At 73.0% G+C, this 23,812-nt stretch carries 30 protein-coding genes; 16 read left to right on the top strand and 14 right to left on the bottom strand.

Annotated features, from left to right (window positions below):
• Window positions 1-57 precede the first annotated feature (57 nt).
• From GQ466_RS27410 to GQ466_RS27390, 5 genes are read right to left on the bottom strand one after another with little or no spacing between them, the layout of a single operon-like run.
• A complete protein-coding gene (locus GQ466_RS27410) occupies window positions 58-822 on the bottom strand; it encodes an NRDE family protein (RefSeq protein ID WP_161105942.1) in 765 nt (254 codons plus the stop codon).
• Window positions 823-868: 46 nt separating this feature from the next.
• Window positions 869-1,669, bottom strand: a complete 801-nt coding sequence (locus tag GQ466_RS27405; RefSeq protein WP_161105941.1) for an SCO1664 family protein — start codon at window positions 1,667-1,669, stop codon at window positions 869-871.
• Window positions 1,670-1,717: 48 nt separating this feature from the next.
• A complete protein-coding gene (locus GQ466_RS27400) occupies window positions 1,718-2,269 on the bottom strand; it encodes a DUF3090 domain-containing protein (RefSeq protein ID WP_161105940.1) in 552 nt (183 codons plus the stop codon).
• Window positions 2,270-2,278: 9 nt separating this feature from the next.
• Window positions 2,279-2,986, bottom strand: coding sequence for an MSMEG_4193 family putative phosphomutase (locus GQ466_RS27395; RefSeq protein ID WP_161105939.1), 708 nt, complete (start codon window positions 2,984-2,986; stop codon window positions 2,279-2,281).
• A gap of 20 nt (window positions 2,987-3,006) precedes the next feature.
• The gene (locus GQ466_RS27390; protein ID WP_237418422.1) at window positions 3,007-3,654 is read right to left on the bottom strand and encodes a hypothetical protein; all 648 of its coding nucleotides are present in this window, start codon (window positions 3,652-3,654) and stop codon (window positions 3,007-3,009) included.
• 97 nt (window positions 3,655-3,751) lie between these two features.
• Between GQ466_RS27390 and GQ466_RS27385 the strand changes: the two genes are divergently transcribed.
• The 3 genes from GQ466_RS27385 to GQ466_RS27375 all read left to right on the top strand — a co-directional run bounded on the left by GQ466_RS27385 (window position 3,752) and on the right by GQ466_RS27375 (window position 7,207).
• Window positions 3,752-4,705, top strand: a complete 954-nt coding sequence (locus tag GQ466_RS27385) for an aldo/keto reductase (protein ID WP_161105938.1) — start codon at window positions 3,752-3,754, stop codon at window positions 4,703-4,705.
• The gene (locus GQ466_RS27380; RefSeq protein ID WP_161105937.1) at window positions 4,702-6,435 is read left to right on the top strand and encodes a helix-hairpin-helix domain-containing protein; all 1,734 of its coding nucleotides are present in this window, start codon (window positions 4,702-4,704) and stop codon (window positions 6,433-6,435) included. The genes GQ466_RS27385 and GQ466_RS27380 overlap by 4 nt, the downstream gene beginning before the upstream one ends.
• Window positions 6,436-6,598: 163 nt before the next feature.
• Window positions 6,599-7,207 (top strand): hypothetical protein, encoded by a 609-nt coding sequence (locus GQ466_RS27375; protein WP_161105936.1) that lies wholly within the window; start codon window positions 6,599-6,601, stop codon window positions 7,205-7,207.
• A 46-nt stretch (window positions 7,208-7,253) separates the two neighbouring features.
• Here the strand turns inward: GQ466_RS27375 and fabI are convergent, their stop codons facing one another.
• Complete coding sequence (gene fabI / locus GQ466_RS27370) at window positions 7,254-8,045, bottom strand: enoyl-ACP reductase FabI (RefSeq protein WP_161105935.1); 792 nt, start codon at window positions 8,043-8,045, stop codon at window positions 7,254-7,256.
• A gap of 5 nt (window positions 8,046-8,050) precedes the next feature.
• Window positions 8,051-8,755: a beta-ketoacyl-ACP reductase gene (locus GQ466_RS27365; RefSeq protein WP_161105934.1), complete on the bottom strand. Its 705-nt coding sequence runs from the start codon at window positions 8,753-8,755 to the stop codon at window positions 8,051-8,053.
• 156 nt (window positions 8,756-8,911) lie between these two features.
• Here GQ466_RS27365 and GQ466_RS27360 point away from each other — a divergent pair, with 156 nt between their 5' ends.
• Together GQ466_RS27360 and GQ466_RS27355 are read left to right on the top strand one after the other, a co-directional pair.
• Window positions 8,912-10,411 (top strand): metallopeptidase TldD-related protein, encoded by a 1,500-nt coding sequence (locus GQ466_RS27360; RefSeq protein WP_161105933.1) that lies wholly within the window; start codon window positions 8,912-8,914, stop codon window positions 10,409-10,411.
• Window positions 10,408-11,799 (top strand): metallopeptidase TldD-related protein, encoded by a 1,392-nt coding sequence (locus GQ466_RS27355; protein WP_161105932.1) that lies wholly within the window; start codon window positions 10,408-10,410, stop codon window positions 11,797-11,799. The genes GQ466_RS27360 and GQ466_RS27355 overlap by 4 nt, the downstream gene beginning before the upstream one ends.
• A gap of 7 nt (window positions 11,800-11,806) precedes the next feature.
• Here GQ466_RS27355 and GQ466_RS27350 read toward each other — a convergent pair whose 3' ends face one another.
• The gene (locus GQ466_RS27350; RefSeq protein WP_161105931.1) at window positions 11,807-12,022 is read right to left on the bottom strand and encodes a dodecin; all 216 of its coding nucleotides are present in this window, start codon (window positions 12,020-12,022) and stop codon (window positions 11,807-11,809) included.
• A 196-nt stretch (window positions 12,023-12,218) separates the two neighbouring features.
• Between GQ466_RS27350 and GQ466_RS27345 the strand changes: the two genes are divergently transcribed.
• The 11 genes from GQ466_RS27345 to GQ466_RS27295 all read left to right on the top strand — a co-directional run bounded on the left by GQ466_RS27345 (window position 12,219) and on the right by GQ466_RS27295 (window position 20,746).
• A complete protein-coding gene (locus GQ466_RS27345) occupies window positions 12,219-13,400 on the top strand; it encodes a tyrosine-type recombinase/integrase (RefSeq protein WP_161105930.1) in 1,182 nt (393 codons plus the stop codon).
• A gap of 371 nt (window positions 13,401-13,771) precedes the next feature.
• Window positions 13,772-13,975 (top strand): helix-turn-helix domain-containing protein, encoded by a 204-nt coding sequence (locus tag GQ466_RS27340; protein WP_161105929.1) that lies wholly within the window; start codon window positions 13,772-13,774, stop codon window positions 13,973-13,975.
• 377 nt (window positions 13,976-14,352) lie between these two features.
• Complete coding sequence (locus tag GQ466_RS27335; protein ID WP_237418421.1) at window positions 14,353-14,721, top strand: helix-turn-helix domain-containing protein; 369 nt, start codon at window positions 14,353-14,355, stop codon at window positions 14,719-14,721.
• A complete protein-coding gene (locus GQ466_RS27330; RefSeq protein ID WP_161105927.1) occupies window positions 14,718-15,155 on the top strand; it encodes a hypothetical protein in 438 nt (145 codons plus the stop codon). Before GQ466_RS27335 ends, GQ466_RS27330 begins: the two co-directional genes overlap by 4 nt.
• On the top strand, window positions 15,152-15,907 hold the full coding sequence (locus GQ466_RS33005; RefSeq protein ID WP_161105926.1) for a PD-(D/E)XK nuclease family protein: 756 nt from the start codon (window positions 15,152-15,154) through the stop codon (window positions 15,905-15,907). The genes GQ466_RS27330 and GQ466_RS33005 overlap by 4 nt, the downstream gene beginning before the upstream one ends.
• Before the next feature lie 6 nt (window positions 15,908-15,913).
• Window positions 15,914-16,492, top strand: a complete 579-nt coding sequence (locus GQ466_RS27320) for a hypothetical protein (protein WP_161105925.1) — start codon at window positions 15,914-15,916, stop codon at window positions 16,490-16,492.
• The gene (locus GQ466_RS27315) at window positions 16,482-17,306 is read left to right on the top strand and encodes a DUF6551 family protein (protein WP_161105924.1); all 825 of its coding nucleotides are present in this window, start codon (window positions 16,482-16,484) and stop codon (window positions 17,304-17,306) included. Before GQ466_RS27320 ends, GQ466_RS27315 begins: the two co-directional genes overlap by 11 nt.
• Before the next feature lie 58 nt (window positions 17,307-17,364).
• On the top strand, window positions 17,365-17,883 hold the full coding sequence (locus GQ466_RS31090) for a hypothetical protein (RefSeq protein WP_202421183.1): 519 nt from the start codon (window positions 17,365-17,367) through the stop codon (window positions 17,881-17,883).
• A 245-nt stretch (window positions 17,884-18,128) separates the two neighbouring features.
• Entirely contained in the window at window positions 18,129-19,274 is a 1,146-nt protein-coding gene (locus GQ466_RS27305; protein ID WP_161105923.1) for a hypothetical protein, read from the top strand.
• Entirely contained in the window at window positions 19,271-19,804 is a 534-nt protein-coding gene (locus tag GQ466_RS27300) for a hypothetical protein (RefSeq protein WP_161105922.1), read from the top strand. Before GQ466_RS27305 ends, GQ466_RS27300 begins: the two co-directional genes overlap by 4 nt.
• Before the next feature lie 180 nt (window positions 19,805-19,984).
• Window positions 19,985-20,746, top strand: a complete 762-nt coding sequence (locus tag GQ466_RS27295) for a protein-L-isoaspartate O-methyltransferase family protein (protein ID WP_161106009.1) — start codon at window positions 19,985-19,987, stop codon at window positions 20,744-20,746.
• Here the strand turns inward: GQ466_RS27295 and GQ466_RS27290 are convergent.
• The 6 genes from GQ466_RS27290 to GQ466_RS27265 form a co-directional block, all read right to left on the bottom strand.
• Window positions 20,733-21,140, bottom strand: a complete 408-nt coding sequence (locus tag GQ466_RS27290) for a hypothetical protein (protein ID WP_161105921.1) — start codon at window positions 21,138-21,140, stop codon at window positions 20,733-20,735. The two genes, GQ466_RS27295 and GQ466_RS27290, sit on opposite strands and share 14 nt — an antisense overlap.
• Window positions 21,140-21,949 carry a phosphotransferase gene (locus tag GQ466_RS27285; RefSeq protein WP_161105920.1) on the bottom strand — a complete coding sequence of 270 codons (810 nt, stop codon included), beginning with the start codon at window positions 21,947-21,949 and terminating at the stop codon, window positions 21,140-21,142. The genes GQ466_RS27290 and GQ466_RS27285 overlap by 1 nt, the downstream gene beginning before the upstream one ends.
• Window positions 21,950-21,952: 3 nt before the next feature.
• Entirely contained in the window at window positions 21,953-22,429 is a 477-nt protein-coding gene (locus tag GQ466_RS27280) for a glycine-rich domain-containing protein (protein ID WP_161105919.1), read from the bottom strand.
• Window positions 22,430-22,640: 211 nt separating this feature from the next.
• Entirely contained in the window at window positions 22,641-23,162 is a 522-nt protein-coding gene (locus tag GQ466_RS27275; RefSeq protein ID WP_161105918.1) for a hypothetical protein, read from the bottom strand.
• Entirely contained in the window at window positions 23,159-23,476 is a 318-nt protein-coding gene (locus GQ466_RS27270; protein WP_161105917.1) for a hypothetical protein, read from the bottom strand. Before GQ466_RS27270 ends, GQ466_RS27275 begins: the two co-directional genes overlap by 4 nt.
• Window positions 23,473-23,757, bottom strand: a complete 285-nt coding sequence (locus GQ466_RS27265) for a hypothetical protein (protein ID WP_161105916.1) — start codon at window positions 23,755-23,757, stop codon at window positions 23,473-23,475. Before GQ466_RS27265 ends, GQ466_RS27270 begins: the two co-directional genes overlap by 4 nt.
• Between the last annotated feature and the right edge of the window lie 55 nt (window positions 23,758-23,812).

Raw genomic sequence — 23,812 nt, 5'->3', positions numbered from 1 at the left:
GTAGTCAAATTAGCACTCAGAGTCAGCGGCCTCCACCCGGGCCGGGGAACGCGGAGGTCAGCGGATCGCGGTCCAGGCGGCGGGGTCGCCAGGCGTCCCGGAGAAGTCGTAGCGCAGCCCGGCCGGCGTCAGCGCGGCGAGGCTGACCGAGCCGGTGCCCCAGACCCGCCCGTCGCCGAGGTCGATGAGCGGGAGCAGCGCCCGCGCGTCGGTGCGGGGCAGGCCGCCGCCCTCCAGCAGCGGCGTCCACGCGCCCCACGCGTCCGCGACGGGCCCGCCCGGCACGGGCGCCGGACGTGCCGCCGCCGCGAACCGGGGCCGGAAGTAGGCCAGCCGCGCCGCCATGCTCGCCTCCTCGGCGCCGCCCTCGGCGTGGTCCTCGCCCTCCAGGCCGCTGTTGACGATCATGCTGAGCCCGGTGCCGAGGGTGCGTTCGCTCAGGTCGCGGCCGTTCCAGCTCCACAGCACGACCCGGCCGGGGTCGGCGGCGAGCAGGTGGAACGGCTCGTAGCGGGGCAGGTCGAGGTCCTGCGGGCCGTCCCCGGCGGCGGCCAGCAGCGGCAGCCCGCCCCGGGAAATCCGCGCGTCCTCGGGCGGCAGCGCGCCGCGCCCGTTCAGGACGCAGGCGGCGCGCGGCGCGTCCGGGTCGACGGCGAACCAGGTGCCGCCCGCCCGCAGGTCACGGCCGCCGACCAGCCGGGGCCGGTCGGGCCAGTGCCGGCCGGGCGGCTCCCAGGGACGGCCGGTGAACTCGTCGCGGACGCCCGCGAGCAGGACCGGGACGGGGGACGCCGGGTCGACATGGACGATCGCCGTGCACATCCCCGTATTCGAGCACGGTCCACGCGCGCGCCGGGCGGCGGGGCCGTCAGAGCGGCGGCCAGGGCACGGCCGGCCAGTCCTCCGACGGGTAGGGGTGGATGCGGTGCTTCAGCATCAGCTCGACCCGGTGCCGCGTCGCCGCGACCTCCTCGGCCGTCAGCAGCCCGGACAGGCGCTCGCCGAGACCGCCGTCCAGGGCGTCGCGGACCCGCGCCAGCGCCTCGACGGCCTCGTCGGTGAGCCGCTCCCCGCGCCACTGCCACAGGACGGTCCGCAGCTTGTACTCGGCGGAGAACGTGACGCCGTGGTCGCAGCCGTACACGTGCGCGCCGCCGGGCGGCAGCAGGTGCCCGATCTTGCGGTCGGCGTTGTTGATGACCGCGTCGAACACGGCCATGCGGCGGATCGCGGGCGCCTCCGACCGCGACAGGGCCACGAGGTCGACGTCGGGGTCGGGCTCGACCCAGAGCTGCACCATGCCGGGGCCGTAGGGGCCGTCGCGGTGGACGGTCGGCGGGACGATGTTCCAGCCCATCACCTGCGACACCGCGTACGCGGCGACCTCGCGCTGCGCGAGCGTCCCGTCCGGGAAGTCCCACAGCGGGCGCTCGCCCGAGACGGGCTTGTAGACGCACGCCGCGCGGACGCGCCCGGACTCGACCGCGCAGTACAGCGTGGCGTTCGACGCCTGCACGAGGCGGCCCTCCACCGTGAGGCGGCCGTCGAGCAACAGCCGCTCGGCGGCCCGCACCTCGTGCGGGGACGACGGGTCGGGCGGCGGGATCGGCGCGGTGCGCTCCAGCGCGCCGTCGCCGGCGGAGCCCCGGTCACCGGACGAGGGAGTCATGGCCCCATTCTCCCGACCGGGCGGGTGTTGATCCAGTGCGCCGCCATCTCAGCCGAGATATCCGTTCTGGCGGGGGCACACGTGCCCGACGGCGTCGAGCGGCAGCCCGCACAGCGGACACGGCGGACGGCCCGCCGCGACCACCCGCAGGGCCCGTTCGGCGAACGCGCGGGCCTGCGCGGCGGTGATCCGCACCCGCAGCACCGCGACGGCCGGGTCGGTGCCGCCGATCTCCGGTTCGGCGTCGCCCCCGTCGGTGACCTCCTGCGCCTCGATGACGACGCGCTCGTCCTCGGGGTCCCAGGCGAGCGCCATCGTGCCGACGCGGAACTCCTCCTCGACGGGCTGGTCGAGCGGGCCGTCGTCGCGCAGTTCGGCGGGCGTGACGGCCGGCACCTGCGGGTCGCCGCCGGCGCGCCGCAGGATCTCGTCCAGCAGTTGCTCCAGCCGCTCGGCCAGCAGCGTGACCTGGAACTTCTCCAGCCCGACGCTGGTGACGCGGCGGCCGTCGCGCGCCTGGAGGTAGAAGGCGCGGTCGCCCGGCTCGCCGACGACTCCGGCGACGAACCTGTCGGGCTGTTCAAACGAGATGACCGGCATGGGACGACCCTACGCGCCGCCGCCGACGGGCGCGTCGCCCTCGGCGACCGCGTCTCCCGTGTCGGCGGGCGGGACGAGTCCGGCGACGTCCCCGCCGGTGTCGTTCAGCCGGACGACGAACGGCCGCAGCTCGGTGTAGCGGATCGCGGTGACGGACGCGGGGTCGGCCTGGATGCGCTGGAACTGGTCCAGGTGCAGGCCGAGGGCGTCGGCGACGATCGCCTTGATGATGTCGCCGTGCGAGCAGACCGCGTAGACGGCGTTGTCGCCGTGCTCGGCGGCGACGCGCGCGTTCCAGGACCGGACGGCCGCGACCGCGCGGCTCTGCGCGTCGGCCAGGCCCTCGCCGTCCGCGCCGGGGAACACGGCGGCGCTCGGGTGGGCCTGCACGACCCGCCACAGCGGCTCCTTGGCCAGCTCCTTCAGCGGACGCCCGGTCCAGTCGCCGTAGCGGACCTCGCCGAACCGGTCGTCCACCTCGATCCCGGCGGGCCGGGCGGCGGCGCCGGCCGCGACGGCGATCTCCGCGGCGGTCTGCAGGCAGCGGTCCAGCGGGCTGGACACCAGGGCGGCGAGCGGGACGGGGGCCAGCCGGGCGCCGACCGCGCGGGCCTGGGCGCGGCCCCGGTCGTCGAGGCCGAGCCCGGGGGTCCAGCCCGCGAGGACGGGTCCGGTCAGCTCGGTCAGTCCGTGGCGGACCAGGAGGAGCGTCGTCACACGGGCACTCTACGAGATCCTCACGGCTCGGGATCGTCGTCCTCGTCCGGGACGGGCACGGGCAGCGGCGCGAGCAGCCCCGACCACAGGTGCGACTCGGCGCCGCCCGCCTCCAGCCGCCGCCGGACGCGTTCGACCGTTCCGGCCGTCGGCAGCAGGTTCCAGATGAGCTGCGGGTAGCCGAGGACGAACGCCAGCACGAAGATCCACTCGTCCCGGGCCACCATCGCGAGCGGCAGCCCGCACAGGATGACGCCCTCGGTGAGCGCGAACAGCACGAGCGTCCCCTGCCGGGCCTGGACGACCGCGAGCCGCGTCGCCTCGGCGCGGCCGAGCCCCGGCGGGAGCGGACGCGGCAGCCGGGGCCCGAGGAACGCGGCGGCGAGCGCGGCGAGCACCGGCGGCAGCCACGGCACCCAGGCGGGCACGACGCCGAGCTTGCTGTCGCCCTCCTGCACGATGAGCGGCGACACGGCGAGGATGAGCGCCGGGCCGAGGATCAGGACGACGGCCGTCATCCGCCACTGGCCGAGGTGGGTGCGGGTGCGGATCGAGGCGAAGAAGCCGGGATCGTCGGCGGGGCCGAGGCCGTAGACCGGCTCGACGTCCCCGTCATCGCCGTCCTCGGGTGGTGTGGGGGTGTACATCGAGAACTGCGATGGCGACATGGCCGAGCACTCTAATCCTCCGCGCGCCGCAGGGGAACGGGTCGCGGTACGGTCGCCGGGGCCGGTCGGGGCCGTCGGAGCGCTACATTGACCGCCTATGGAAGAGCGTCACGTCGGGCGGAGCGGCCTGCGGGTGTCGCGTCTCGGGCTCGGCACCATGACCTGGGGCGAGGACACCGGTCCGGACGAGGCGGCCGAGCAGCTCCGGGCCTTCACCGGGGCGGGCGGCACGCTCGTCGACACGGCGGACGTGTACGGGGACGGCGACGCCGAGCGGATCCTCGGCCATCTGCTGCGCGAGCACGTCGCGCGCGAGGACGTCGTCGTCGCGACCAAGTCCGCGATCCGCCGCGACGGCCGGTACGACGGGTCGCGCCGCCACCTCATCGCGGCGCTGGACGCGTCGCTGGAACGGCTCGGCCTGGAGTACGTGGACCTTTGGCACCTGCACGTCAACGACCCGGCGACGCCGACGGAGGAGACGCTGTCGGCGCTGGACGAGGCCGTGACGTCCGGCCGCACCCGCTATGTCGGCGTCGCGAACCACGCGGGCTGGCAGGTCGCGAAGGCGGCGGCGTGGCAGCGGGCGTGGCCCGGCCGGGCGCCGGTCGTGTCGGCGCAGGTCGAGTACTCGCTGCTGCGCCGCGAGGTGGAACGCGAGCTGGTGCCCGCGACGGTCGACGCGGGCGCGGGCCTGCTGCCCTGGTCGCCGCTCGGCCGGGGCGTGCTCACCGGCAAGTACCGCACCGGGCTGCCGAAAGGGTCGCGGGCCGCGAACCCGCGCTACGCCGACTTCGTGCAGCCCTATCTGGACGAGGAGTGCTCGCGGATCGTGGAGTCCGTCGTGACGGCCGCCGAGGGCCTCGGCGCGTCGCCGCTCGGGGTGGCGCTGACCTGGGTGCGCGACCGCCCGGGCGTGACCGCGCCGATCGTCGGCGCCCGCACCGCCGCGCAGCTCGCGCCGGCGCTGGAGAGTGAGGAGCTGACCCTGCCGCAGGAGATCAGGGACGCGCTGGACGACGTCTCGGACATGACGGCGGCGCACCCGTGACCGGGGACGCGGCGAGCCCGCACGACGCGGTGGCCGCGCTGCTGGACCGGGCGGGCGCCCCGGCCGCGCTCGCCGGTCCGGCGGTGCTGCGCCTCGGGCCGACCGCCGCCGCGCTGCTGGACGCCGACCCGTGGCGGCTGCTGCGGGTGCCGGGCGTGACGCCGGGCCAGGCCGACCACTTCGCGCGGGCGCTGCTCGGCGACGCCGCGCGGCCCGACGACGCGCGGCGCGGCCGGGCGCTCGCCGAGCATGTGGTGGCCGAGGCGGCGCGGCGCGGGAGCACGGTCGTCGCGGCGGCCGAGGTGGTGGCGGCGCTGGAGCGGATGCGCGTCCCCGACCCGCGCCGCGCGGTGACGGACGCGCTGGACGAGGGCGAGCTGCTGCCGCTCACCGAGGAGCCGGAGTTCGACGAGGGCGACCCCGACGCCGAGCCGCCCGAGCCCGAGGAGACCGTCGGCCCGGCGCGCTGGGCGATCGCCGAGGACACCGCCGCCGAGGGGTTCCAGCGGCTGACCGCCACGGCCGGGACGCTGCTGCCCGACGACGAGGTCCGCGCGCTGCGCGCCGGGCTGGCCGAGGACCGGTCGCTCGCGCTGACGGCCGCGCTGCGGACGGGCGTGTCGGTGTGGCGGGGCGCGCCCGCCGACGTCGCCGACGCCGCGCTGGCCGTGGCGGGCGCCGCCGCCGGGCAGGGCCTGCGGGTCGCGGTCGCGACACCGACCGCGCACTTCGCCGCGCACCTCGCCGACCGGGCGGACAAGGGCGTCGCGGTCGCGTCGGCGCACGCGCTGCTGGAGCCGCGCGCCGAGCCGTCCGCGCCCGGCACGGTCGTGTTCGGGCGCGGCGAGCACGCGCCGCTCGACGTGGACCTGCTGATCGTCGCGGACGCGGCGGGCTTCGACGTCGAGCTGTGCGCGCTGCTCGCCGAGGCGTGCCCGGACGGCGCGCACCTGGTGCTCGGCGCCGCGCCGGGCGCCCCGCCCGCCGCCGGTCCCGGCCGGGTGCTGGACGACCTGGAGGAGTCGCAGACGGTCCCGGTGATCGAGCTGGAGCCGTCCGGGCCGCCGGGGCCGCTGGAGACGCTGACGGCGGCCGTGCGGGGCGGCGAGCTGGTCGCGGTGGACGCGCCGGACCGCGAGGTCGTGATCGTCCCGGCCGCCGCCGACGCCGAGGCCGTCCACCGGGCCGTGCAGCTCGTCACCGACTCGATCCCGCGCGCGCTCGGGATCCCGGTCGACGACGTCCTCGCGGTGACGCCCGTGGCGGGCGGCGCGGCGGGCGCGACGGCGCTCAACCGGGCGCTGAAGGAACGGCTCAACCCGGGGCCCGGCGCGTGCGGCGGGTTCGACCCGGGCGACCGGGTGCTCGTCGCGGCGCCGCTGCCGGACGCCCCGACCGGCGAGCCCGGCGTGGTCACGGCCGTCGGGCCGGAGAGCCTGACCGTCGCGTTCACCGGCGGGACGGCCGTGCTCGGCGTCGCGGACGCGGCGCGGCTGCGGCACGGCTGGGCCGCCCCGGTGGCGCTCGCCCGGTTCGCGCCGCGTCCCGCCGTGGTCGCGGTGGCCGGGGCGGACGCGCCGCTGAGCCGTCCGGTGGTCGCGACGATGTTCGGGCTGGCGCGGCGGCACCTGTCGGTGGTGCAGGGCGCGGGGCCGGCGCTGGCGCGCGCGGTGCGGGAGACGGGGACGGCGCCGCGCCGCACCCGGCTCGCCCGCCTCGTCGTGCTGTGAACCCGGCGCGAACGCGCGGCGAAAGGTTGCGCGCGGGTCGGCCGTTTCCCGCGCGCCGCGCGTTCCGCCGGCGCGCCTTCGGGGCATGATCGCGGGACGGGTCCCGGTGCCGCTCCCGCGCCGGACCCGTCCCGTGACGACGGACCCCCCGATGAGGAGTGCGATGCCCCAGCGACCACGTTTCCGGCGCCTCGGATCCGCCGCGGCGATCTCGGCGGGAGCGGCGGCGCTCGTCCTCGCGGGCGCCCCGGCGGCGTCCGCGCAGACCGCCGCCGCGCCGCGCAGGTGCGTCAAGGGCACGGACCCGGCGAGCACGCTGGAGAACTGGAAGTGCCAGTGGGAGAAGTGGCGCGACGGCCTGCCGAAGCCCACGGCGCCCAAGCCGTCCAAGAAGCCGGCGCGCAAGCCGGCGGCGAAGAAGCCGGTCGCCAAGCACAAGCCGAAGCCCAAGGCAGCGCCGAAACCGAAGCCGAAGAAGGCGCCGTCCGGCGGCGGGGTCACGGCGCTCAGCGACCCGGTGCCCTACGGCACGGACGCGCCGGTCACGACGCCGCCCGTGCCGCAGGTCGCGAACCGGCCGACCGACGCCGTCACGACGTCCGCCGGAACGGCCGTCGCGCCGCAGACGCGCCTGGTGTCGCCGGTCGCCGCGGCCGAGCCGCAGGAGGGCCGGATGCTCTGGGTGGCCGCGGCGGCGGGCGCGGCCGGGGCCGTCGGCACGCTGCAGCTCACGGTCGCCGGACGGGCCGTCTCCCGCCGCAGGCGACGCTGACCCCGGGACGGGCGGCGCGCCCGCGAGGACGCGCCGCCCGGACGGGCTAGTCCTGCGAGGGACCGCCCATCGCGTGCAGGCCGCCGTCCACGTGGACGATCTCGCCGGTCGTCGCCGGGAACCAGTCCGACAGCAGCGCCGCGCAGGCCCGCGCGGTCGGCTCGCTGTCCTTGATGTCCCAGCCGAGCGGCGCGACCTTCGGCCACATGTCCGTCATGCCCTCGAAGCCGGGGATGCTCTTGGCGGCCATCGTCGCCAGCGGCCCCGCCGCGACGAGGTTCACCCGGACGCCCTGCGGGCCGAGGTACTTGGCCAGGTAGCGCGAGCACGCCTCCAGGCCCGCCTTCGCGACGCCCATCCAGTCGTAGACCGGCCACGCCTTGGTCGCGTCGAAGTCCAGGCCGACGACCGAGCCGCCGCCCTTCATCAGCGGCAGGCACGCCATCGTCAGCGACTTCAGCGAGTACGCCGAGGTGTGGACGGCCGTCGCGACGTCCTCCCACGGCGTCTCCAGGAAGTTGCCGCCGAGCGCGGTCTGCGGCGCGAACGCGACGGCGTGGACGACGCCGTCCAGCCGGTCGAAGCCGACGTCGGTCAGCCGTCCGGCGAGCGTGCCGAGCTGGTCGGCGTCCATCACGTCCAGTTCGAGGACGGGCGGGACGGCGTCCGGCCCGGACGGCAGCCGCCGGGCGGTGCGCGTCGTCAGCGTCGGGCGCGGGTAGGCGGTCAGCGCGACCTCGGCGCCCTCCTGCTGCGCGACGCGCGCGATGTGGAAGCCGATGGAGGCGTCGGTGAGGACGCCGGTGACGAGGATCCGCTTGCCTTCGAGGATTCCCACGGTGCTCAGTGCCCCATTCCCAGGCCGCCGTCCACCGGGATCACGGCCCCGGTGATGTAGGCGGCGTCGTCGCTCGCCAGGAAGCGCACGGTCCGCGCGACCTCTTCGGGCCGGGCGATCCGCCCCAGCGGGATGATCGACCGGATCGCCGCCTGCTGGTCCTCGCCGAGCACGGCGGTCATGTCGGTGTCGACGAAGCCGGGCGCGACCACGTTGACGGTGATGTTGCGCGACCCGATCTCGCGGGCCAGCGACCGCGCGAACCCGATCAGCCCGGCCTTGGACGCGGCGTAGTTCGTCTGCCCCGCCGACCCGAGCATCGCCACGACCGACGAGACGAGGATGATGCGGCCCCCGCGCGCCCGCATCATCGGCTTGACCGCGCGCTTGGCGACGCGGAACGCGCCCGTGAGGTTGGTGTCGATCACCGAGGTGAACGACTCCTCGTTCATGATCGCCAGCAGGGTGTCCTTGGTGATCCCCGCGTTGGCGACGACGACCCGGGCCGGTCCCTGCTCCGCCTCGACCTTCTCGAACGCCGCGTTCACGTCCTCGGTGCTCGTCACGTCGCACCGGACGCCGAACAGGCCCTCGGGGGGCTCCCCGGAGCGGTAGGTCACCGCGACGGCGTCGCCGGCCGCCGCCAGCTCCCGCGCGACGGCCAGCCCGATCCCCCGGTTACCGCCGGTCACGAGGACAGAGCGACTCATGTGGTACCTCTCGTCAGCCACTTGACAACGGCTAGGAGCGTAGCGGCCCGGTCGCCGCGGGGAGATGTGCCGACCCGACAAGAACCCTCCCCCGCCTTTGTTCCGGCGGGTGCGCCGCGCCCCCTCCGGCGCGCCCCGCCGGGTAGGTTGCGGAGGGTGCATGACATTGATCCGGACTTCACCGCACTGCCGCTGCGGGCCCTCGCCGACGCGGCCCTCGGCCGGGCCGCCGACCTCGGCGCCGAGCATGCCGACTTCCGCCTGGAGCGCATCCGCAGCCAGACGCTGCGGCTGCACGACGCCGCGCTGGAGACCGCGCTGGACGCCGACGACGTCGGGCTGTCCGTCCGCGTCGTCAAGAACGGGACGTGGGGCTTCGCGGCGGGCATCGACCTGACGCCCGCGGGCGCGGCCCGCGTCGCCGAGCAGGCCGTCGAGGTCGCCGCCGTCGCCGCCGCCGTCAACCGCGAGCCGATCGAGCTGGCGCCCGAGCCCGCGCACGGCGAGCGGACCTGGGTGTCGGCCTACGAGACCGACCCGTTCACCGTCCCCACCGCCGACAAGATCGCCCTGCTGGCGGGCTGGAGCCGCCGCCTGCTGGACGACCCGCGCGTCGACCACGTGGACGCCTCGCTGCTGCAGGTCAAGGAGAACAAGTTCTTCGCCGACCTCGCGGGCACGGTCACGACGCAGCAGCGCGTCCGCGTCCACAACGTCCTCAACGGCGTCGCCGTCCGCGACGGCGCGTTCGACACGATGCGGACGCTCGCGCCGCCGGTCGGGCGCGGCTACGAGTGGCTGACCGGCAAGCACTGGGACTGGGAGGGCGAACTCGCCGCGCTCCCCGAACTGCTCGCCGAGAAGCTCGCCGCGCCGTCGGTCGAGCCCGGAACCTACGACGTCGTCGTGGACCCGTCCAACCTGTGGCTGACGATCCACGAGTCGATCGGGCACGCCACCGAGCTGGACCGGGCGCTCGGCTACGAGGCCGCCTACGCCGGGACGTCCTTCGCCACCCCCGACAAGCTCGGGACGCTGCGCTACGGCTCCGACGTCATGAACGTCACCGGCGACCGCACCGCCGAGCACGGCCTGGCCACCATCGGGTACGACGACGAGGGCGTGGCGACGCAGGCGTTCGACATCGTCACCGGCGGGATCTTCACCGGCTACCAGACCGACCGGCGCATCGCGCGGCTCACCGGCGCGTCGCGCTCCAACGGCTGCGCGTTCGCCGACGCCGCGTCCAGCATGCCGATCCAGCGGATGGCGAACGTGTCGCTGCAACCCGCGCCGGACGGCCCGGGCGTGGACGAGCTGATCTCCGGCGTCGACCGGGGCGTCTACATCGTCGGCGACAAGAGCTGGTCGATCGACATGCAGCGCTACAACTTCCAGTTCACCGGACAGCGGTTCTACCGCATCGAGAACGGGCGGCTCGCCGGGCAGCTCCGCGACGTCGCCTACCAGGCCACGACGACGGACTTCTGGAACTCGATGGAGGCCGTCGGCGGCCCGCAGACCTACGTGCTCGGCGGCGCGTTCAACTGCGGGAAGGGCCAGCCGGGGCAGGTCGCCCCCGTCAGCCACGGCACCCCGGCGGCGCTGTTCCGGGGCGTCAACATCCTCAACACGCTGAAGGAGGCGGGGAATTGAGCACCCTCCGGCCGCAGGAGGCCGTCGAGCGCGCGCTCGCGCTGTCGCGCTCCGACGACTGCATCGTCATCGCCGACGAGGCCAGCACCGCCAACCTGCGCTTCGCGGGCAACACCCTGACCACCAACGGTGTGACGCGGTCGGCGCGGCTCACGGTGATCGCGCTGCGGTCCACCGGGGACGGCGTGGCGTCCGGGGTCGTGTCGCGCGCGGCGGTGACCGCCGACGGCGTCGAGGACCTGGTGCGCGCCGCCGAGGCCGTCGCCGCCGGGGCCGAGGCCGCCGAGGACGCGGCGCCGCTCGTCCCGCCGGGCGACGCGGCGGCGGGCGGCGGCTGGGACGACCCGCCCGCCGAGACCGGCATCGGCGTGTACGAGGGCGTCGCGCCCGCGCTCGGCGAGGCGTTCGCCCGCGCCGCCGCCGAGGACCGCAGGCTGTACGGGTTCGCCAACCACACGCTGACGTCGTCGTTCCTCGGGACGTCGGCGGGGCTGCGGCTGCGCCACGACCAGCCGACCGGGCTGCTGGAGCTGAACGCCAAGGGCGCGGGCGGCTCGGTGTGGACGGGCGCGGGCACCCGCGACTTCGCCGACGTGGACGTCGCCGCGCTCACCGGCGACCTCGCGCGGCGGCTGGCGTGGGGCGAGCGGCGGATCGACCTGCCCGCGGGCCGGTACGAGACGCTGCTGCCGCCGAGCGCGGTCGCCGACCTGATGATCTACCTGTACTGGTCGGCGGGCGCCCGCGACGCCCACGACGGCCGGACGGTCTTCTCCGCGCCCGGCGGCGGCACCCGCGTCGGCGAGAAGCTGTCGCCGCTGCCGCTGACGCTGTCCAGCGACCCGGGCGCGGCGGGCCTTGAGTGCTCGCCGTTCGTCCTCGCGCACGCGTCGGGCCGCGAGTCGTCGGTGTTCGACAACGGCACGCCGCTCACCGCCACGGACTGGATTTCCGACGGCACGCTGACCGCGCTCACCCAGACGCGGGACTCGGCGCGCCGGACGGGCCTGGCCGTCACGCCCGCGATCGACAACCTGATCATGACGGGCGGGGACGGCGGCGCGACCCTGGACGACATGATCGCCCGGACCGAGCGCGGGCTGCTGCTGACCTGCCTGTGGTACATCCGCGAGGTCGACCCGCAGCGGCTGCTGCTCACCGGGCTGACCCGCGACGGCGTCTTCCTCGTGGAGGACGGCGCGGTCGTCGGCGCGGTGAACAACTTCCGGTTCAACGAGAGCCCGGTGGACCTGCTCGGCCGGGTGACCGAGGCGGGCGCGACGGCGCCGACGCTGCCGCGCGAGTGGTCGGACTACTTCACCCGCGCCGCGATGCCGCCGCTGCGCGTCCCGGACTTCAACATGTCCACGGTGTCCCAGGCGTCCTGACGGGCGCTCAGGACTTGTCCTCCAGGCGGTAGCCGACGCGCAGGCCGACCTGGAAGTGCGCGACCTCGCCGTCGGCGAGCTGGCCGCGGACCTGCGTCACCTCGAACCAGTCCAGGTGGCGCAGGGCCGCGTTCGCGCGGCGGACGCCGTTGCGGATCGCGGCCTCCACGGATTCGGGCGACGTCCCGACGATCTCGGTGACGCCGTAGGTGCGGTCGCTCATCTGCACTCCCCTGTGTCGACTTCCTGCTTCCCTGGCCTACCTTGGATAACCCACGTTTGGCTATCTGACCTGGCCTTTCGTACGCGGAGCGGTCCCACTTACACCGACGTTACACCCGGCACGGTTCACGAAAGTTGCTGTGACCTGGAAAGATGCGGTTTGGGAGGGGTCGTCCGCCAACGGTCAGGGAGACCAGGTGGCGCAGGACCCAAAGATCAAAAAGCTGGACAACGGCAAGTGGCGGATACGTTGGAACAACGGTTCCAAATCATTTACCTCCGAAAGCCGCAACGAGGTCGTAGATTTTAAGATCGCGCTCATGGCGAATGGGATGGTGGATCCCCGCCAGGTCAATAAGCCCAAGTCGGGCGGACGCACGTACCGAAAAGTCGCACTGGCCTACGTCGACACACGACGGAAGAAGAAGGTCGTCCCTTCTACAGTCGAACGGTATTTGGAATGCCTCCGTCTCCATGTTTTCCCGGTCATCGGGAACATGGACATCAACGAGATCGGCTCCGAGGACATTCGCGAAGTCCTAGACCGGGCAAGCAAGAAGCTGGCACCAAGCTCATTGCGCGTTCTGCACTCGTCGGTGCTGTTCCCCGTTTTCAAGTGGGCGATCGACAGCGAGTGGCGCGAGCGCGCAAACCCATGCCAGCTCACAGCGCGCGAGTTGTCCCACGAGATAAACGAACAGCCGATCCTCCTACCGGATGACGCCCCAGCCTTTCTGACGTGCGCCTACGCCCTCGCCGAGCCAGGCCCCCAGGGCGAGAAACCCATCGACCCGGACGGGCTCGCGGGAGACTTCTTCGCCCTGCTCCAGGGCACGGGCTTCCGCTGGCAAGAAGGCGCTGCACTTGATGTCGACTCCGTCGACTGGAAACGCCGTGTGGTCGTCGTCCGGCAGGTGCTGCGCTACAAGGTGGGGCTGGCACGAGACAAGGGGAAGTCAAGGGCAGCGTTTCGTGATTTCCCGCTCCCGGACTCCGATGATGATCCGCTGGTCGAGCTGTTGATGCGCCGAACAAAGGGGCGGCGGGGGCACGAGCCATTGTTCGCCACCCGCAGGGGAACGAGGATCTACGCCGATCTGGCGCGACATCTTCTACGAGAGGCGGCCGACCTAGCCGAACGGGAGCACGGCATTACCGGGGTCCGCGGATTCCACTCATTCCGGCGCGGCTTTGCCACGACCTTGGAAGATCGCGAGATTCCGGAGAACAGCCTCAAACTTGTCCTGGGTCACGTCCGACACACTGGCGCAACAGCACGTTATGTACGACTGACGCGCAAGCAGATCGAGAACATCCGCCCGTACATAGGCGGGATCGTGCCCCGCGTTCGACGGGAACATCTGGGACTGGCCGCGTAGCGGGAAACCCTCGTAGTACGCGCTGGCTACAGCGCGGCACGCCCGATCTTCTTCGTGCGCAGTGACATCAGTCACAGCGGGCGATCCGATTCGGTAGGCGGACGGATGGCGGCCCTTCGCCCTGCACGGGCTTAGGGCCGCCTACCGAACGGGCTTGTGCGGGCGGGTCTGCTTGCGGCGCAGTGGAGGGCTGGTGCGCGGGCGAGTGCTCCTGTGGTTAATTGGCGTCCGGTTGGACGTTGCACGCCGTCTGAGTCGCGCTGGCCTTGGCCGCGCTGGACGAGCCGCTCCCAGCCTTGACCTTTCCCCTTCGGGCGGCCCCTCCCACTCATGCGCTCGCCCGATCACACGACTGTTGGAGGCTGTTCGAGATGCCTTTGCCCGATCCCGATCTCTACATCACCGAGAACGAGCTGTGCGGCCGGTTCGGGGTGTCGCGGAACTACCTCGGCGGTCTACGCCGAGCCGGGAAGCTCACCGGATGGCTGAAGTTCGGCAATCGCTATGCCTACCGGCGTGACGACCTCGACAGGATAGAGAAGTCGTTCGCAAGCCGGTGGAGCGACGCGGGCTGATTCCGATCTATCGAAATAGGCGCACAGGCTAGGCCGTGCGCCTATTCGGGCTGCCCTAACATTGGCTTGCCATGTCGCAGATCGCCAGGAAGCACGAGATCATCCGGGGCAACCACCTGCGTTGATGCTTGCCGCCAGGCATCTGGAGTGACTTATGTCACTCCTATGCAGTGGGCATATGTCCTGCCTACAGATCGTTTCCCGGATGCGCCCATCCGCGCCCGGTCTCGCCCAGGAGACGTCGGCCTTGATTGCCTACAGAACCTGGCGCCCCTGGCTGTCTGGCGCATCGGATAGAACAGAAGCGATCCGCACGCCGAGCCGCGCGCCGCGCCGCGTTGATCTTCTTCTCATCGCACTACCCCGAGGGGAGACGTATGCCTGCGCCGATTACCGGTGTGAAGATCCGGGACCCCGGGTCACTTAAAGTTCTGGCCAAGGTTCGGGGCATCTCCTTGCGCGCTCTCGCGCGGGAAGTCGGCTGCCACCCCAGCCTTATCGACCATCTCGCCCGAGGCGAACGCCGGGTGTCGCGGGAACTGGCGTTCGCGATTGCCGAAGCGCTCGGCGCCGGTCCGTACTGCCTTTTCGAGATACCGCCGGAACCGTGCGACCGGACGGCGCCGACCACAGCGGGGCGCGCTCGGGTCGGGCGCGCGATCAGCCACCGGCGCATCCGCCGGACCCGCCAGTGGCCCGTCCCGTCCCACCGCCAGATCGGCACGCCGACCGGAGAAGCCAAGTGAGGACCGCGCCGGGCCTGACGCGATTGGAGCGCAAGCTGTGGCGGCACCTGGTGAAGGGGATGGTCCGCGCCGCCGGGGCCGGGGACGACCGGTCCGTCGTGGCCCTCTACGCGCTGATGGGCCGGGCGCTGGGCACTTCGACCGCCATTGCGACGGTGATGTACCTGGCGATCCAGGCCGCCGGGCCGTGGCGGCGCGAGGCGGCGCGGCGGGACGCGTTCTTCGGCTTCTCGCTCACCAGCCTTGACGGGCGGGAGCTGGACGTGGACGACGCGCCGTATGCGGTGCGGTGGGCCGCGCGGATGGTCTCTGCCGCCGTCAACGGGGACGAGGCGAGCCTGTACGCGCTGGCGATGACGGCCCGCGATGACGGGCAGATGGACGCGTGCGTTCCGGCGCTGGCGCGGATGGCCGCTGAGAGGGCGGTCCGGTGAGCACCGACGCCGAACTCTTCCAAGTGCCGGCGGGAACGCCCGTCCCCTTGGACGAGGTGCCGACCGACCCCGAAGGGGCGGCGCTGGCGCGGTGGGTGGCCGAGCTGATCTTCCAGCGGAGCATCACCACGGCGCGGTCGCTGCAACGCAGCGTCGGGCCGTCCGGCCTCGGGACCGATTGCGACAAGAAGCTCGTGTACGGCGCGCTCGGGGTGCCGAAGCTGAACTTCGGCGCGGACCCGTGGGCGGCGCTGGTCGGCACGGCGATCCACGGGTGGATGGCTGAGCAGATGCGCGCCGTGGACGGCGGGGCGGGCCGGTTCCTGGTCGAGCACCGGGTGAGCTACCGGGGCGTGTCGGGGACGGCGGATCTGTACGACCGGCGTGAACGCCTCGCGGTCGACTGGAAGACGACCAAGAAGGCCAAGATCCGCGCTTTGCGGCGCAGCGGGGCCGCGCCGCGCAACTACGTGACGCAGCTCCAGACCTATGGGGCGGGATTGGCCGCCGCCGGGGAGAGCCCGGAGCGGGTGGCGCTGGTGTGGCTGCCCGTGGACGGGACGTTGAGCGACGTCCACGCGTGGGTGACGCCGTACGACCGGGCCGTGGCCGACGCCGCCATTGACCGGCTGGAGTCCCTGCGGGGGCTGACTCCGGCCGCCGTCGCGGCATCGCCGTCCCGCTTGTGCGAGTGGTGCGACTGGTATCAGCCGGGCGGCGGAGACGGCTGCCCCGGCGCTGGCGAGAAATGAGGACACGTGACTGACCATGCCGCCGAGCCTGCGCACTTGAGCCCGGAGGAGGCCCGCGCGCTGACCGAGCAGATCCGCGCGGCGGGAGCGCAGGCGTGCGACCTGATCGTCCGGGCCTACGAGGGCCGGGCCTGGGCCGCCCTGGACTACCGCAGGTGGCGGGACTACTGCACGACCGAGTTCGGCGCGGACCGGATGCCGTTGACGCCTGCCGCGCGGCGGGATCTGGTGCTCAGCCTCTCCGACGCCGGTTTGAGCACGCGCGCCACCTCGGCCGTCACGGGCCTGGGCCGCACCACGGTCAGCCGCGCACGGGCCGGGCTCCCGGCTCTGGCCCCCGAATCGGCCGCTGGACCCGGCTCCGTCGCGCGTCCGGCTTCCGGCCGGGTGCTGCCGCGCCGCCCGGCCGATCAGGTGATCAATCACCTCGTCTGGAACCTGCGGGGCATGGTCCAGGTCTTGCCCGACCTGGACGCGTCCATCACCCCCGCGCAGGCCGCCCAGTGGGCGGACGACCTTGGCGCATCGGTCCGCACCCTGCGCCGCTACATCAACCTCATGAGGGAGTACAGCCGTGCCAGCTAAGGCCGAGCAGAACGACAGCAGCACCCCGAGCCTGGAGCGGCTGCCGCTGTCCAAGCTCGTCACCGACCACACCGTCAACACCCGCCTCTTGGACGGCGCATGGGTGGACCGGCGCGTCGCGGCCTACGATCCCAGCGCGCTCGGCGTCCTGTCGGTCAGCCGCCGCGCGTCGGGCGAGTGCGTGATCCTGGACGGCCAGCACCGCGCGGAACTGCTGCGCCGCGCCGGGCACGCCGACACCTCGGTGGACTGCCGCGTCTACGACGGGCTGACACCGGCCGAGGAAGCCGCGCTGTTCCGGCGCTTGAACGACTCCCGGAAGGTCCAGCCTCTCGCCCTGTTCCTGGCGCTGCGCGCCGAGGGCGACGCCGCCGCCGTGGAGATCACCCGCCTCGCCGAAGCGTACGGCTGGGAGATCAGCCACCGGCAAAGCAGTACGAACATCTACGCCGTGGTCGCGCTCCAGCAGATCTACAAGGGCGGCCCCCGCCAGATCGGCTCATCCGGGAACGGCCTGGCCGTCGCGCGGGTGCTGCAAACCGTGACCCGCGCGTGGGGCCACCGCCGCGAAGCCGTCCACGGAGACCTGCTCCTGGGGATCGGCCTGGTGTTCCTGCGCGACGGCGACCGGGTCGACGCCACCGCTCTCGCCGACCGGCTCGCGTCCTACCCCGGCGGCCCGGCGGGGCTCCTGGGCGCGGCCCGTGGCGTCCGCCAGATCCAGGGCGGCACGGTCGCCGCCGCCGTCGCCGACACCGTCATCCGCGCCTACAACCGCTCCAAGCGCAGCGGGCGCCTGGACAACTGGGAATAAGGAGTGCCCGAACATGACCGCTGACCCCTTCTCCGTCCCTCCCGGCGGAGGTGCGGGCATGGACGACTTGCTGGGCCGTCTGCTGCTCCTGCTCGACATCACCATCCGCGAGAACGTGGCCAACCCGTTCAAAACGGGCGACCTGCGCGACGAGGCGGACGCCGCGATCGTCGTCCTGGACGGCGAGGGCGACCGCCCCAAGGCGGGCATCTACGGGGTGCGGCTGGTGCGCCAGCTCAAGGCGCGCCAGCGGTTCGGCTGGGGATACGGGCGGCTCGTCAAGGTCACCGTCCAGGGCAAGGAAGCCCTGGAGCTGACCGACCCCGGCCCCACCGACACCGAGAAAGTCCGGGCGTGGCTGACCGCCTACGCTCCGCACTACCTGACCGGCTCCCCGGCCCCGCCCCCCACCGCCCCGGCCGCCGCGCTGCCCGCCGCCCCGGCCACCCCGCAGGCGACCCCCAGCGCGCCATATGCGCCCCCGGCCGCCGGGGGCGCCTGGCCACCCGGCACGGCCCCCACGCCGCCTACTGCGCCCCCAGCGCCCCCGGCCGCCTCCACCGAACCGCCGTTCTGACCAGCGGGCCGCCCGCTCCCAGCCGAGGGCGGGCGGCCCGCTGCGTTCCCGCCCGCCCCCGGAGGCGCGCCCGTGGCTGACGAACTGGACGACCGGGTTCGCGCCCTGCTGGCCGAGCGGTACCGCCCCCAAGTCACTCCGCTGCCGGCTGGCCCGCTGCGCGAACTCGTAGCTCTGCTGCACCTGCTGTTCACCAGCCCACCCGATCCACCGCCAGACTCCGCACCTGAGAGAGCACGGCCCCGATGAGCGACGTTCGCACCTACATCAGGCTCCACGACGGGATGCCCGACCATCCCAAGATCGAAGCCCTGTCCGACCGCGCGTTCCGGCTGCTGATCACCTGCTGGTGCTGGTGCTCGCGCCACCTGACCGACGGCCACATTCCAGGCGCGACGTGGGCCAAGCGCGGGACGCCCCGCGCCCGCGCCGAACTGCTGGCCGCCGGACTGGTCGAGCAGACCCGCGACGGCGTGCGGATGCACGACTACCTCCGGCACCAGCGCAGCGCTGCCGAAGTCGATCAGCTTCGCCAAGCTCGCGGCGAGACCGGAAGCCTGGGCAACCACATCCGGTGGCACGTCCGCCAGGGAGTTCGCCTCGCGGGCTGCGTCCACTGCCACCCCGAACGGAGCCACCCGCCGAACTCCCCGGCCGGACAGTCAAGGAAAGGCAAAGTCGACCCGCGTCAACGCGTAAGCCGACGCCCGGACGCCGACACGCTTTCGCCTGGGGACAACTCTGTGGATAATTCGCCGACCTCGAACGATGCGGCTGACTCAGTGGCCGGAAGTGTCGCGAATCGATCGCAAACGCGATCGCAAACCGATCGCGAATCGTCGCCAGAGACAGAGACAGAGGTACTTAGGGGTTCTGTAGATCGTCATCCTGCGGACCGTTGCGCACGCACGCGCGCACGCGAGGAGGAACCGCATCCGCTCGGCCCCGCTGTCGCCGCCGAACTGCGCGCCCTCACCGGCCGCCAGGTCAGCGCCGACCACGCCAGCGGCGTCGCCCGGCTGATCCTGCGCGGACGGCAGGTCTCCGACCCGCGAGCCTACGTCGCCGCCGCCCTGCGCGCCGACCCCGCCGCGTTCCTGCCCACCGAGGGCGACCCGTCCCGGCGAAGCCTCACCGAAGCCCTTACCGACGCCATGCCTTCCCACCCCTGCCCGCACGGGGCCACAGGCCCCGAGCGCTGTCCCATGTGCCGACGTGCGCGCCCGTCACCGCCCGGCGGCCCCTCCGCCACAAGCATCAGCGACAAGGCCAGCAGCACCAGGACGAGCGCCCCAAGCGACGGCCCGCCGGACAGCCAGGTCACCAGCCCCCCGGACCCTGACGACCTCAGCGCACAGCCCGGCCCCGGCCCCGAAGGAGAACCCCGGTGACCGCCTGCGAAGTCTGCCCCGCCGGCCATCTCACCATGACCGGCCTCCCGGTCTGCGAATCCTGCTACGGAGAGGTCGCCGCCGCCCTGGACGCGCTGCCCGGCCTGCTCACCGGGCTCGGAGCAGCAACGGCGCGGAGCCTGGCCCGGCCCGCGCGAGAGCTGCCCGGCCCGCCACGTTCGCCGGGACCGTCCGCCCCCGCCGACGAAACCGTCATCGACCTGCGCGCCGAGCTGAAAGACGCCGTGCGGGCCTGGGCGGCGCTGGCCGGTATTGGGGCCGCCGCCCCGCCCGTGCGGGCGCTGGCGACCAACCTGGCGTCCGCGCTGGCCGCACCCGGCGGCACAGCAGCCGCCGCCCGCCTGCTGCACCTCACCGCCGCCGCGCGCCGCCGCCTGGACCCGCCCGAGGTCATCCGCCTGCGGGAGCGGTGCCCCGAGTGCGGGACGCTCGGCCTGCTCGCCCTCAGCACGCACCGCGTAGCGGCTTGGTGCTCGTTCTGCGAGGTCGAGGTAACGCGAGCCGTGTAACCCGATTCCGGCCGATCGGTTGTCGGTGGGAACCCACTGGCTTACGGTGGCGGCGACGATAAGCCAGCGGAGGTTAACGGTGGGTAAGCACGACAAGCCGGTGGACTGCCCAAGCTGCAATGGAACCGGCACCGAAGAGGTCACCCACGATGGTGAGTCAACCCTTGAGCCGTGCCCCGTATGCAACGGAACTGGCAGGTCGTGACCCTTAATCGGCGGGACTTCATCCCTGACGTCATCTGGCGGCAGCCGGGCGAACGGCAACGGCTGGCGCCGTTGGACCGGAAGGACGATCCGCAGACCTGGGAACGGATCGTCGCCGGGGAAGGTTCGATCATCACTCAGTGCAAGACCGACCGTCGTGGCCTGGTGCTGCCGACGAGTTCGGCGTCCGCGCTGTGGGTGGTCCGGGCGATGCTCGACGCGCTCGCGCTGGAGCCGGGCATGAGCGTCCTGGAGATCGGCGCGGGCACGGGGTACAACGCCGCGCTCATGGCGGAGGCCGGGGCGCGCGTGACGACGGTTGAGATCGACGCCGAGCTTGCCGACGCCGCGTCCGCCGCGCTGGAGCGGACCGGGTTCGCCGACCGGGTGACCGTCGTCGTCGGCGACGGCGAGCACGGCGTGCCCGCGCACGCCCCGTTCGATCGAGTGATCGCCACTGCGGGGACGCACACGATCCCGCCCGCGTGGGTCGAGCAGACCCGCGAGGGCGGCCGGATCGTCGTCCCCTACACGGGAATCGAGTATGCGGGCGCGCTGCTGGTGCTCACCGTCGCCGATGGCGTCGCTTCCGGCCGAGCCGTAGGCGATAAGACCGCCTTCATGCCGCTGCGCGGGCAGACCGACATCCGCGAGGCGTTGCGCGCTGAGCCCAGCGGCCCGCTGGACCGGCTGCGCGTCACCGTCACCCCGGCTGGTCAGACCGTCACGTTCGAGTGATCACCTCGGTCAGGTCGGGGATCTGCTCGGCGGGAAAGTGGACGCTGGCGAAGGTGCGGGGGCCGTCTGGGGTGAGCGGTACGCGGGCCGACCACCGGGCGTCCCACAGCGGTCCGGCGTTCTTGACGAGTCGCTGCATGTCGCCGATCGGTGATCTGATCCACGCGAACCCGGCGTAGAACGCGCCGTAGCGTGCCCACTGGTCGGGCGGGATGCGCGCTCCGCCCGCCGCCAGAAGCGCTCCAGCGTCCTGGCAGCACATCTCGGTCTGGTAGCCGCTGTCCCACAGGGCGCGGATCAGGTCGGCCATGCCGACGTCGATCTCGACGTCGGAGCCGTCGGGGGCGCGTAATGTCACGGCCGGATGCACGACCGGTACGGGGGCGAGGGGCATCAGGTTCCTTTCCGCCATGCGGTCCACCACCGCGCGGCGTCCAAGAGTTCGCGTTTCCACTCGGTGTGGCCCTGCTGGAGCAGGTGGAGCCACTTGGCCACGGTGGCGTCGGCGAAGCCGGTGACGTGGTCGTTGTCGGGGTCGTGCCAGTGCGGGAACTGCCCGGCCCACGCTTCGGCGGACGCGGGGGTGTGCCCGGAGCGGATCAGCCAGGGGATCAGCACGGCCAGTTCCACCCAGGCCGCGCCGTAGGTCGCCATGCCCCAGTCGACCACGTAGGGTCGTCCGCCGCTGATCAGCACGTTGCCCTCGTTGAGGTCGGCGTGCAGCAGCCGGTCACCGGCGAGCGGCGAGGGGTCGGGCATGAACGCCGTCCACCGGCCCTCGACCGGGCGGAACAGGCCGTCCGGGACGTCGGTGTGCTGGAGCTGGCGGACGACGGCGGCGAGGTGATCGAGGTCGGGCGAGTCCGGAGCGAAGCTGGCGTGCCGTCCGGTGACGTACTCGAAGGCCAGCAGCGTCCACCCCCCGGCTTCGGCCTGGGCCAGAAGCCGGGGGGCGAGCCGCCCGCCCACGTGCGGGCCGATCATGGCTTCACGGCGTAGCTGCCACCAGTCCGCCTCACGCCGGTCCAGGCGCACTCCCTTGAGGAACACTCGGCCGTGCTCGGTCGTCGTCAGGATCTCGGCGATATCGCAGTGCGCCCCGGCCAGCACCGGGGCGGCTCGCACCACCTTGCCGATCGACTCCTGCACGGCGTCGCGTGCCTCGGCGGGAAGGCTGGTCCAGTCGTCGCTACGCCGCATCATCGGCTACGCCAGGTAGGCGATCTGGCTGTGGCAGTTCTCGGTCGAGCAGCACGACGTCCACGTGCCCAGCTGCCAGTACCGCTCGTCCACCGCGTACCCGGTCGCCCTCATGGCGTCCAGCGTACGGGCGAGGGCGTTCCCCGAGGTGATGTCCTCGGTGACGACCGGCGTGTGCTCGATGAACCCGCCGCCCAGGTCCGCGCAGAACGCGCGGTACTCGGCGGTGTGCAGGACGAACACGTGCCAGGCCGGGTCCACGGCCTTGGACGGCGCCAGGTTCCCCGGCCTGCCGCCGTACTCGGCGACGGCCTTGAGGTAGACGAGCATCTGCTCGACCATGCCCACGGCGTAGAACTGCGCGACCTGCTGGTCCTCCTGGACCCGCGCGACGAGCTTGTCGAACAGGACCGGGTCGATCAGGTCCCGGGGGTTGAGGGCGGGCGTCGTACCCGCCTCGGGGTTGGCTTCCATCACGGTCACGGCTTCCTCCTGAAGCCTTCCGGCGCGGCCTTTCCGCGCACTGGTGATGCCCCGGCCCCTCAAGGGCCGGTCTTGCCTCCGGGCCGGGGAGACACGCGGGGGCTCCCCGACCCGGCGTCTGGAGGGTCCTGGGCGGCCCGCCCCCCTGCTGAAAGGGAGTGCCCAGGACCCGCGCCCGTCCGGCTGCTGCCGGGCGGGCGAGTCTCGGCCGTCAGCCCGTGGTGACCGGCGTCGGCGGCGCGGGCGGAGTCTGGCCGGCGGTGCCCGAAGCCTCGGCCTCGGCGTCCGCGTCGGCGTCGGCATCTGCGTCGGCGTCGGCCTTGGAAGGCTTCTTGCGGCTGGAGACCAGCTCGGCCACCGCGCGCCTCAGTTCGGCGCGCACCTTCCGTTCGACCACGTTCGCGGTCGCGTCCATCAGGCCGTGGATCTTCATCGCGGTGGCGAACGTGACGACCATCAGCTCTAGCGCGATGCGCAGCGCCGCGTCGGCGGGGACGGCCGCCATCCCGGCCAGCTCGGGCTCCGCCGTCTCCTCGGCGTACACGACGATGAGCCCGGCGCGGGTCGCGCTGTACCCGCTCCCGATGAGCTGCGCGTGGTACGTCGCCGCGATCAGCTCGCCCATGCTCGCGGGAGTCGTCCGGTACCCCATCGGGCCGGTGGGCTCGGTCATGCGTCCGTCTCCGTTCTGATCGTTGAAGTGGTCGGGCGCGGCGTCCGGCTTGCCGGTCATGCGCTGCCTTTCGCCTGCTTCTTGCGGGCGGCCAGGTGGGTCCGCACGCTTCTCAGATGGGGCGGGCGGCCCGTGCCGAGCTGCGCCACGATCACCATTTCTTCGCGCATGTACTGGCGGCGCCTTCCGATCCGGCGCCAAGAGATCACGCTTTGGTTGGCCCAATACACGAGCGCGGGCGTACTGAGGCCGGTGATCGCGAACGCGTCGCGCGGATTGATCCACGTGCTGGCGGTCAGGTCGTGGCTTTCGGCGACGGCCCCGCGGACCGGCTCGCGGGCGGATTCGGGTTCTGCCGGCTGCTGCTCGCTCATCCTTTGGCCACCTGCTTCTCAGGGGGACGGCACACGACCCACCGGACGGCGTTCGCTGCGGCGATCACCTCGCTGGTCGGCCGGATCACTTCTTTGGTAACGGCGTCGCAGAACCGCCAGTGGCCGCGCTCGTAGGAGCACCCGATCGTGACCGTTCGCCCGGCCCGCTCCACGGGCTCCACGCTGAGGACCGCGTATCCGTCGATCTCCGCCCACGTGACGCGCACCTCGGGCATCGGCTGGAACGCTTCGGCCAGCTCCGCCAGGTAGGCGAGCCGCAAGCGCTGCGGAATGTAGGTTTGCGGTCCCGCTTTCGCCTCGGGCTTGCTGGGAAGC

This window comes from Actinomadura rayongensis (assembly GCF_009831215.1).
Taxonomy (GTDB): domain Bacteria; phylum Actinomycetota; class Actinomycetes; order Streptosporangiales; family Streptosporangiaceae; genus Spirillospora; species Spirillospora rayongensis.
This window is presented reverse-complemented; position numbering and strand designations above follow the sequence as displayed.

Bases quoted from the DNA above. Each gene is read 5' to 3' on its own strand.
- GQ466_RS27410 (WP_161105942.1), bottom strand. From the start codon at position 822: ATGTGCACGGCGATCGTCCATGTCGACCCGGCGTCCCCCGTCCCGGTC.
- GQ466_RS27405 (WP_161105941.1), bottom strand. From the start codon at position 1,669: ATGACTCCCTCGTCCGGTGACCGGGGCTCCGCCGGCGACGGCGCGCTG.
- GQ466_RS27400 (WP_161105940.1), bottom strand. From the start codon at position 2,269: ATGCCGGTCATCTCGTTTGAACAGCCCGACAGGTTCGTCGCCGGAGTC.
- GQ466_RS27390 (WP_237418422.1), bottom strand. From the start codon at position 3,654: ATGTCGCCATCGCAGTTCTCGATGTACACCCCCACACCACCCGAGGAC.
- GQ466_RS27385 (WP_161105938.1), top strand. From the start codon at position 3,752: ATGGAAGAGCGTCACGTCGGGCGGAGCGGCCTGCGGGTGTCGCGTCTC.
- GQ466_RS27375 (WP_161105936.1), top strand. From the start codon at position 6,599: ATGCCCCAGCGACCACGTTTCCGGCGCCTCGGATCCGCCGCGGCGATC.
- GQ466_RS27365 (WP_161105934.1), bottom strand. From the start codon at position 8,755: ATGAGTCGCTCTGTCCTCGTGACCGGCGGTAACCGGGGGATCGGGCTG.
- GQ466_RS27350 (WP_161105931.1), bottom strand. From the start codon at position 12,022: ATGAGCGACCGCACCTACGGCGTCACCGAGATCGTCGGGACGTCGCCC.
- GQ466_RS27340 (WP_161105929.1), top strand. From the start codon at position 13,772: ATGCCTTTGCCCGATCCCGATCTCTACATCACCGAGAACGAGCTGTGC.
- GQ466_RS27335 (WP_237418421.1), top strand. From the start codon at position 14,353: ATGCCTGCGCCGATTACCGGTGTGAAGATCCGGGACCCCGGGTCACTT.
- GQ466_RS31090 (WP_202421183.1), top strand. From the start codon at position 17,365: ATGGACGACTTGCTGGGCCGTCTGCTGCTCCTGCTCGACATCACCATC.
- GQ466_RS27305 (WP_161105923.1), top strand. From the start codon at position 18,129: ATGAGCGACGTTCGCACCTACATCAGGCTCCACGACGGGATGCCCGAC.
- GQ466_RS27295 (WP_161106009.1), top strand. From the start codon at position 19,985: ATGCAACGGAACTGGCAGGTCGTGACCCTTAATCGGCGGGACTTCATC.
- GQ466_RS27290 (WP_161105921.1), bottom strand. From the start codon at position 21,140: ATGCCCCTCGCCCCCGTACCGGTCGTGCATCCGGCCGTGACATTACGC.
- GQ466_RS27285 (WP_161105920.1), bottom strand. From the start codon at position 21,949: ATGATGCGGCGTAGCGACGACTGGACCAGCCTTCCCGCCGAGGCACGC.
- GQ466_RS27275 (WP_161105918.1), bottom strand. From the start codon at position 23,162: ATGACCGGCAAGCCGGACGCCGCGCCCGACCACTTCAACGATCAGAAC.
- GQ466_RS27270 (WP_161105917.1), bottom strand. From the start codon at position 23,476: ATGAGCGAGCAGCAGCCGGCAGAACCCGAATCCGCCCGCGAGCCGGTC.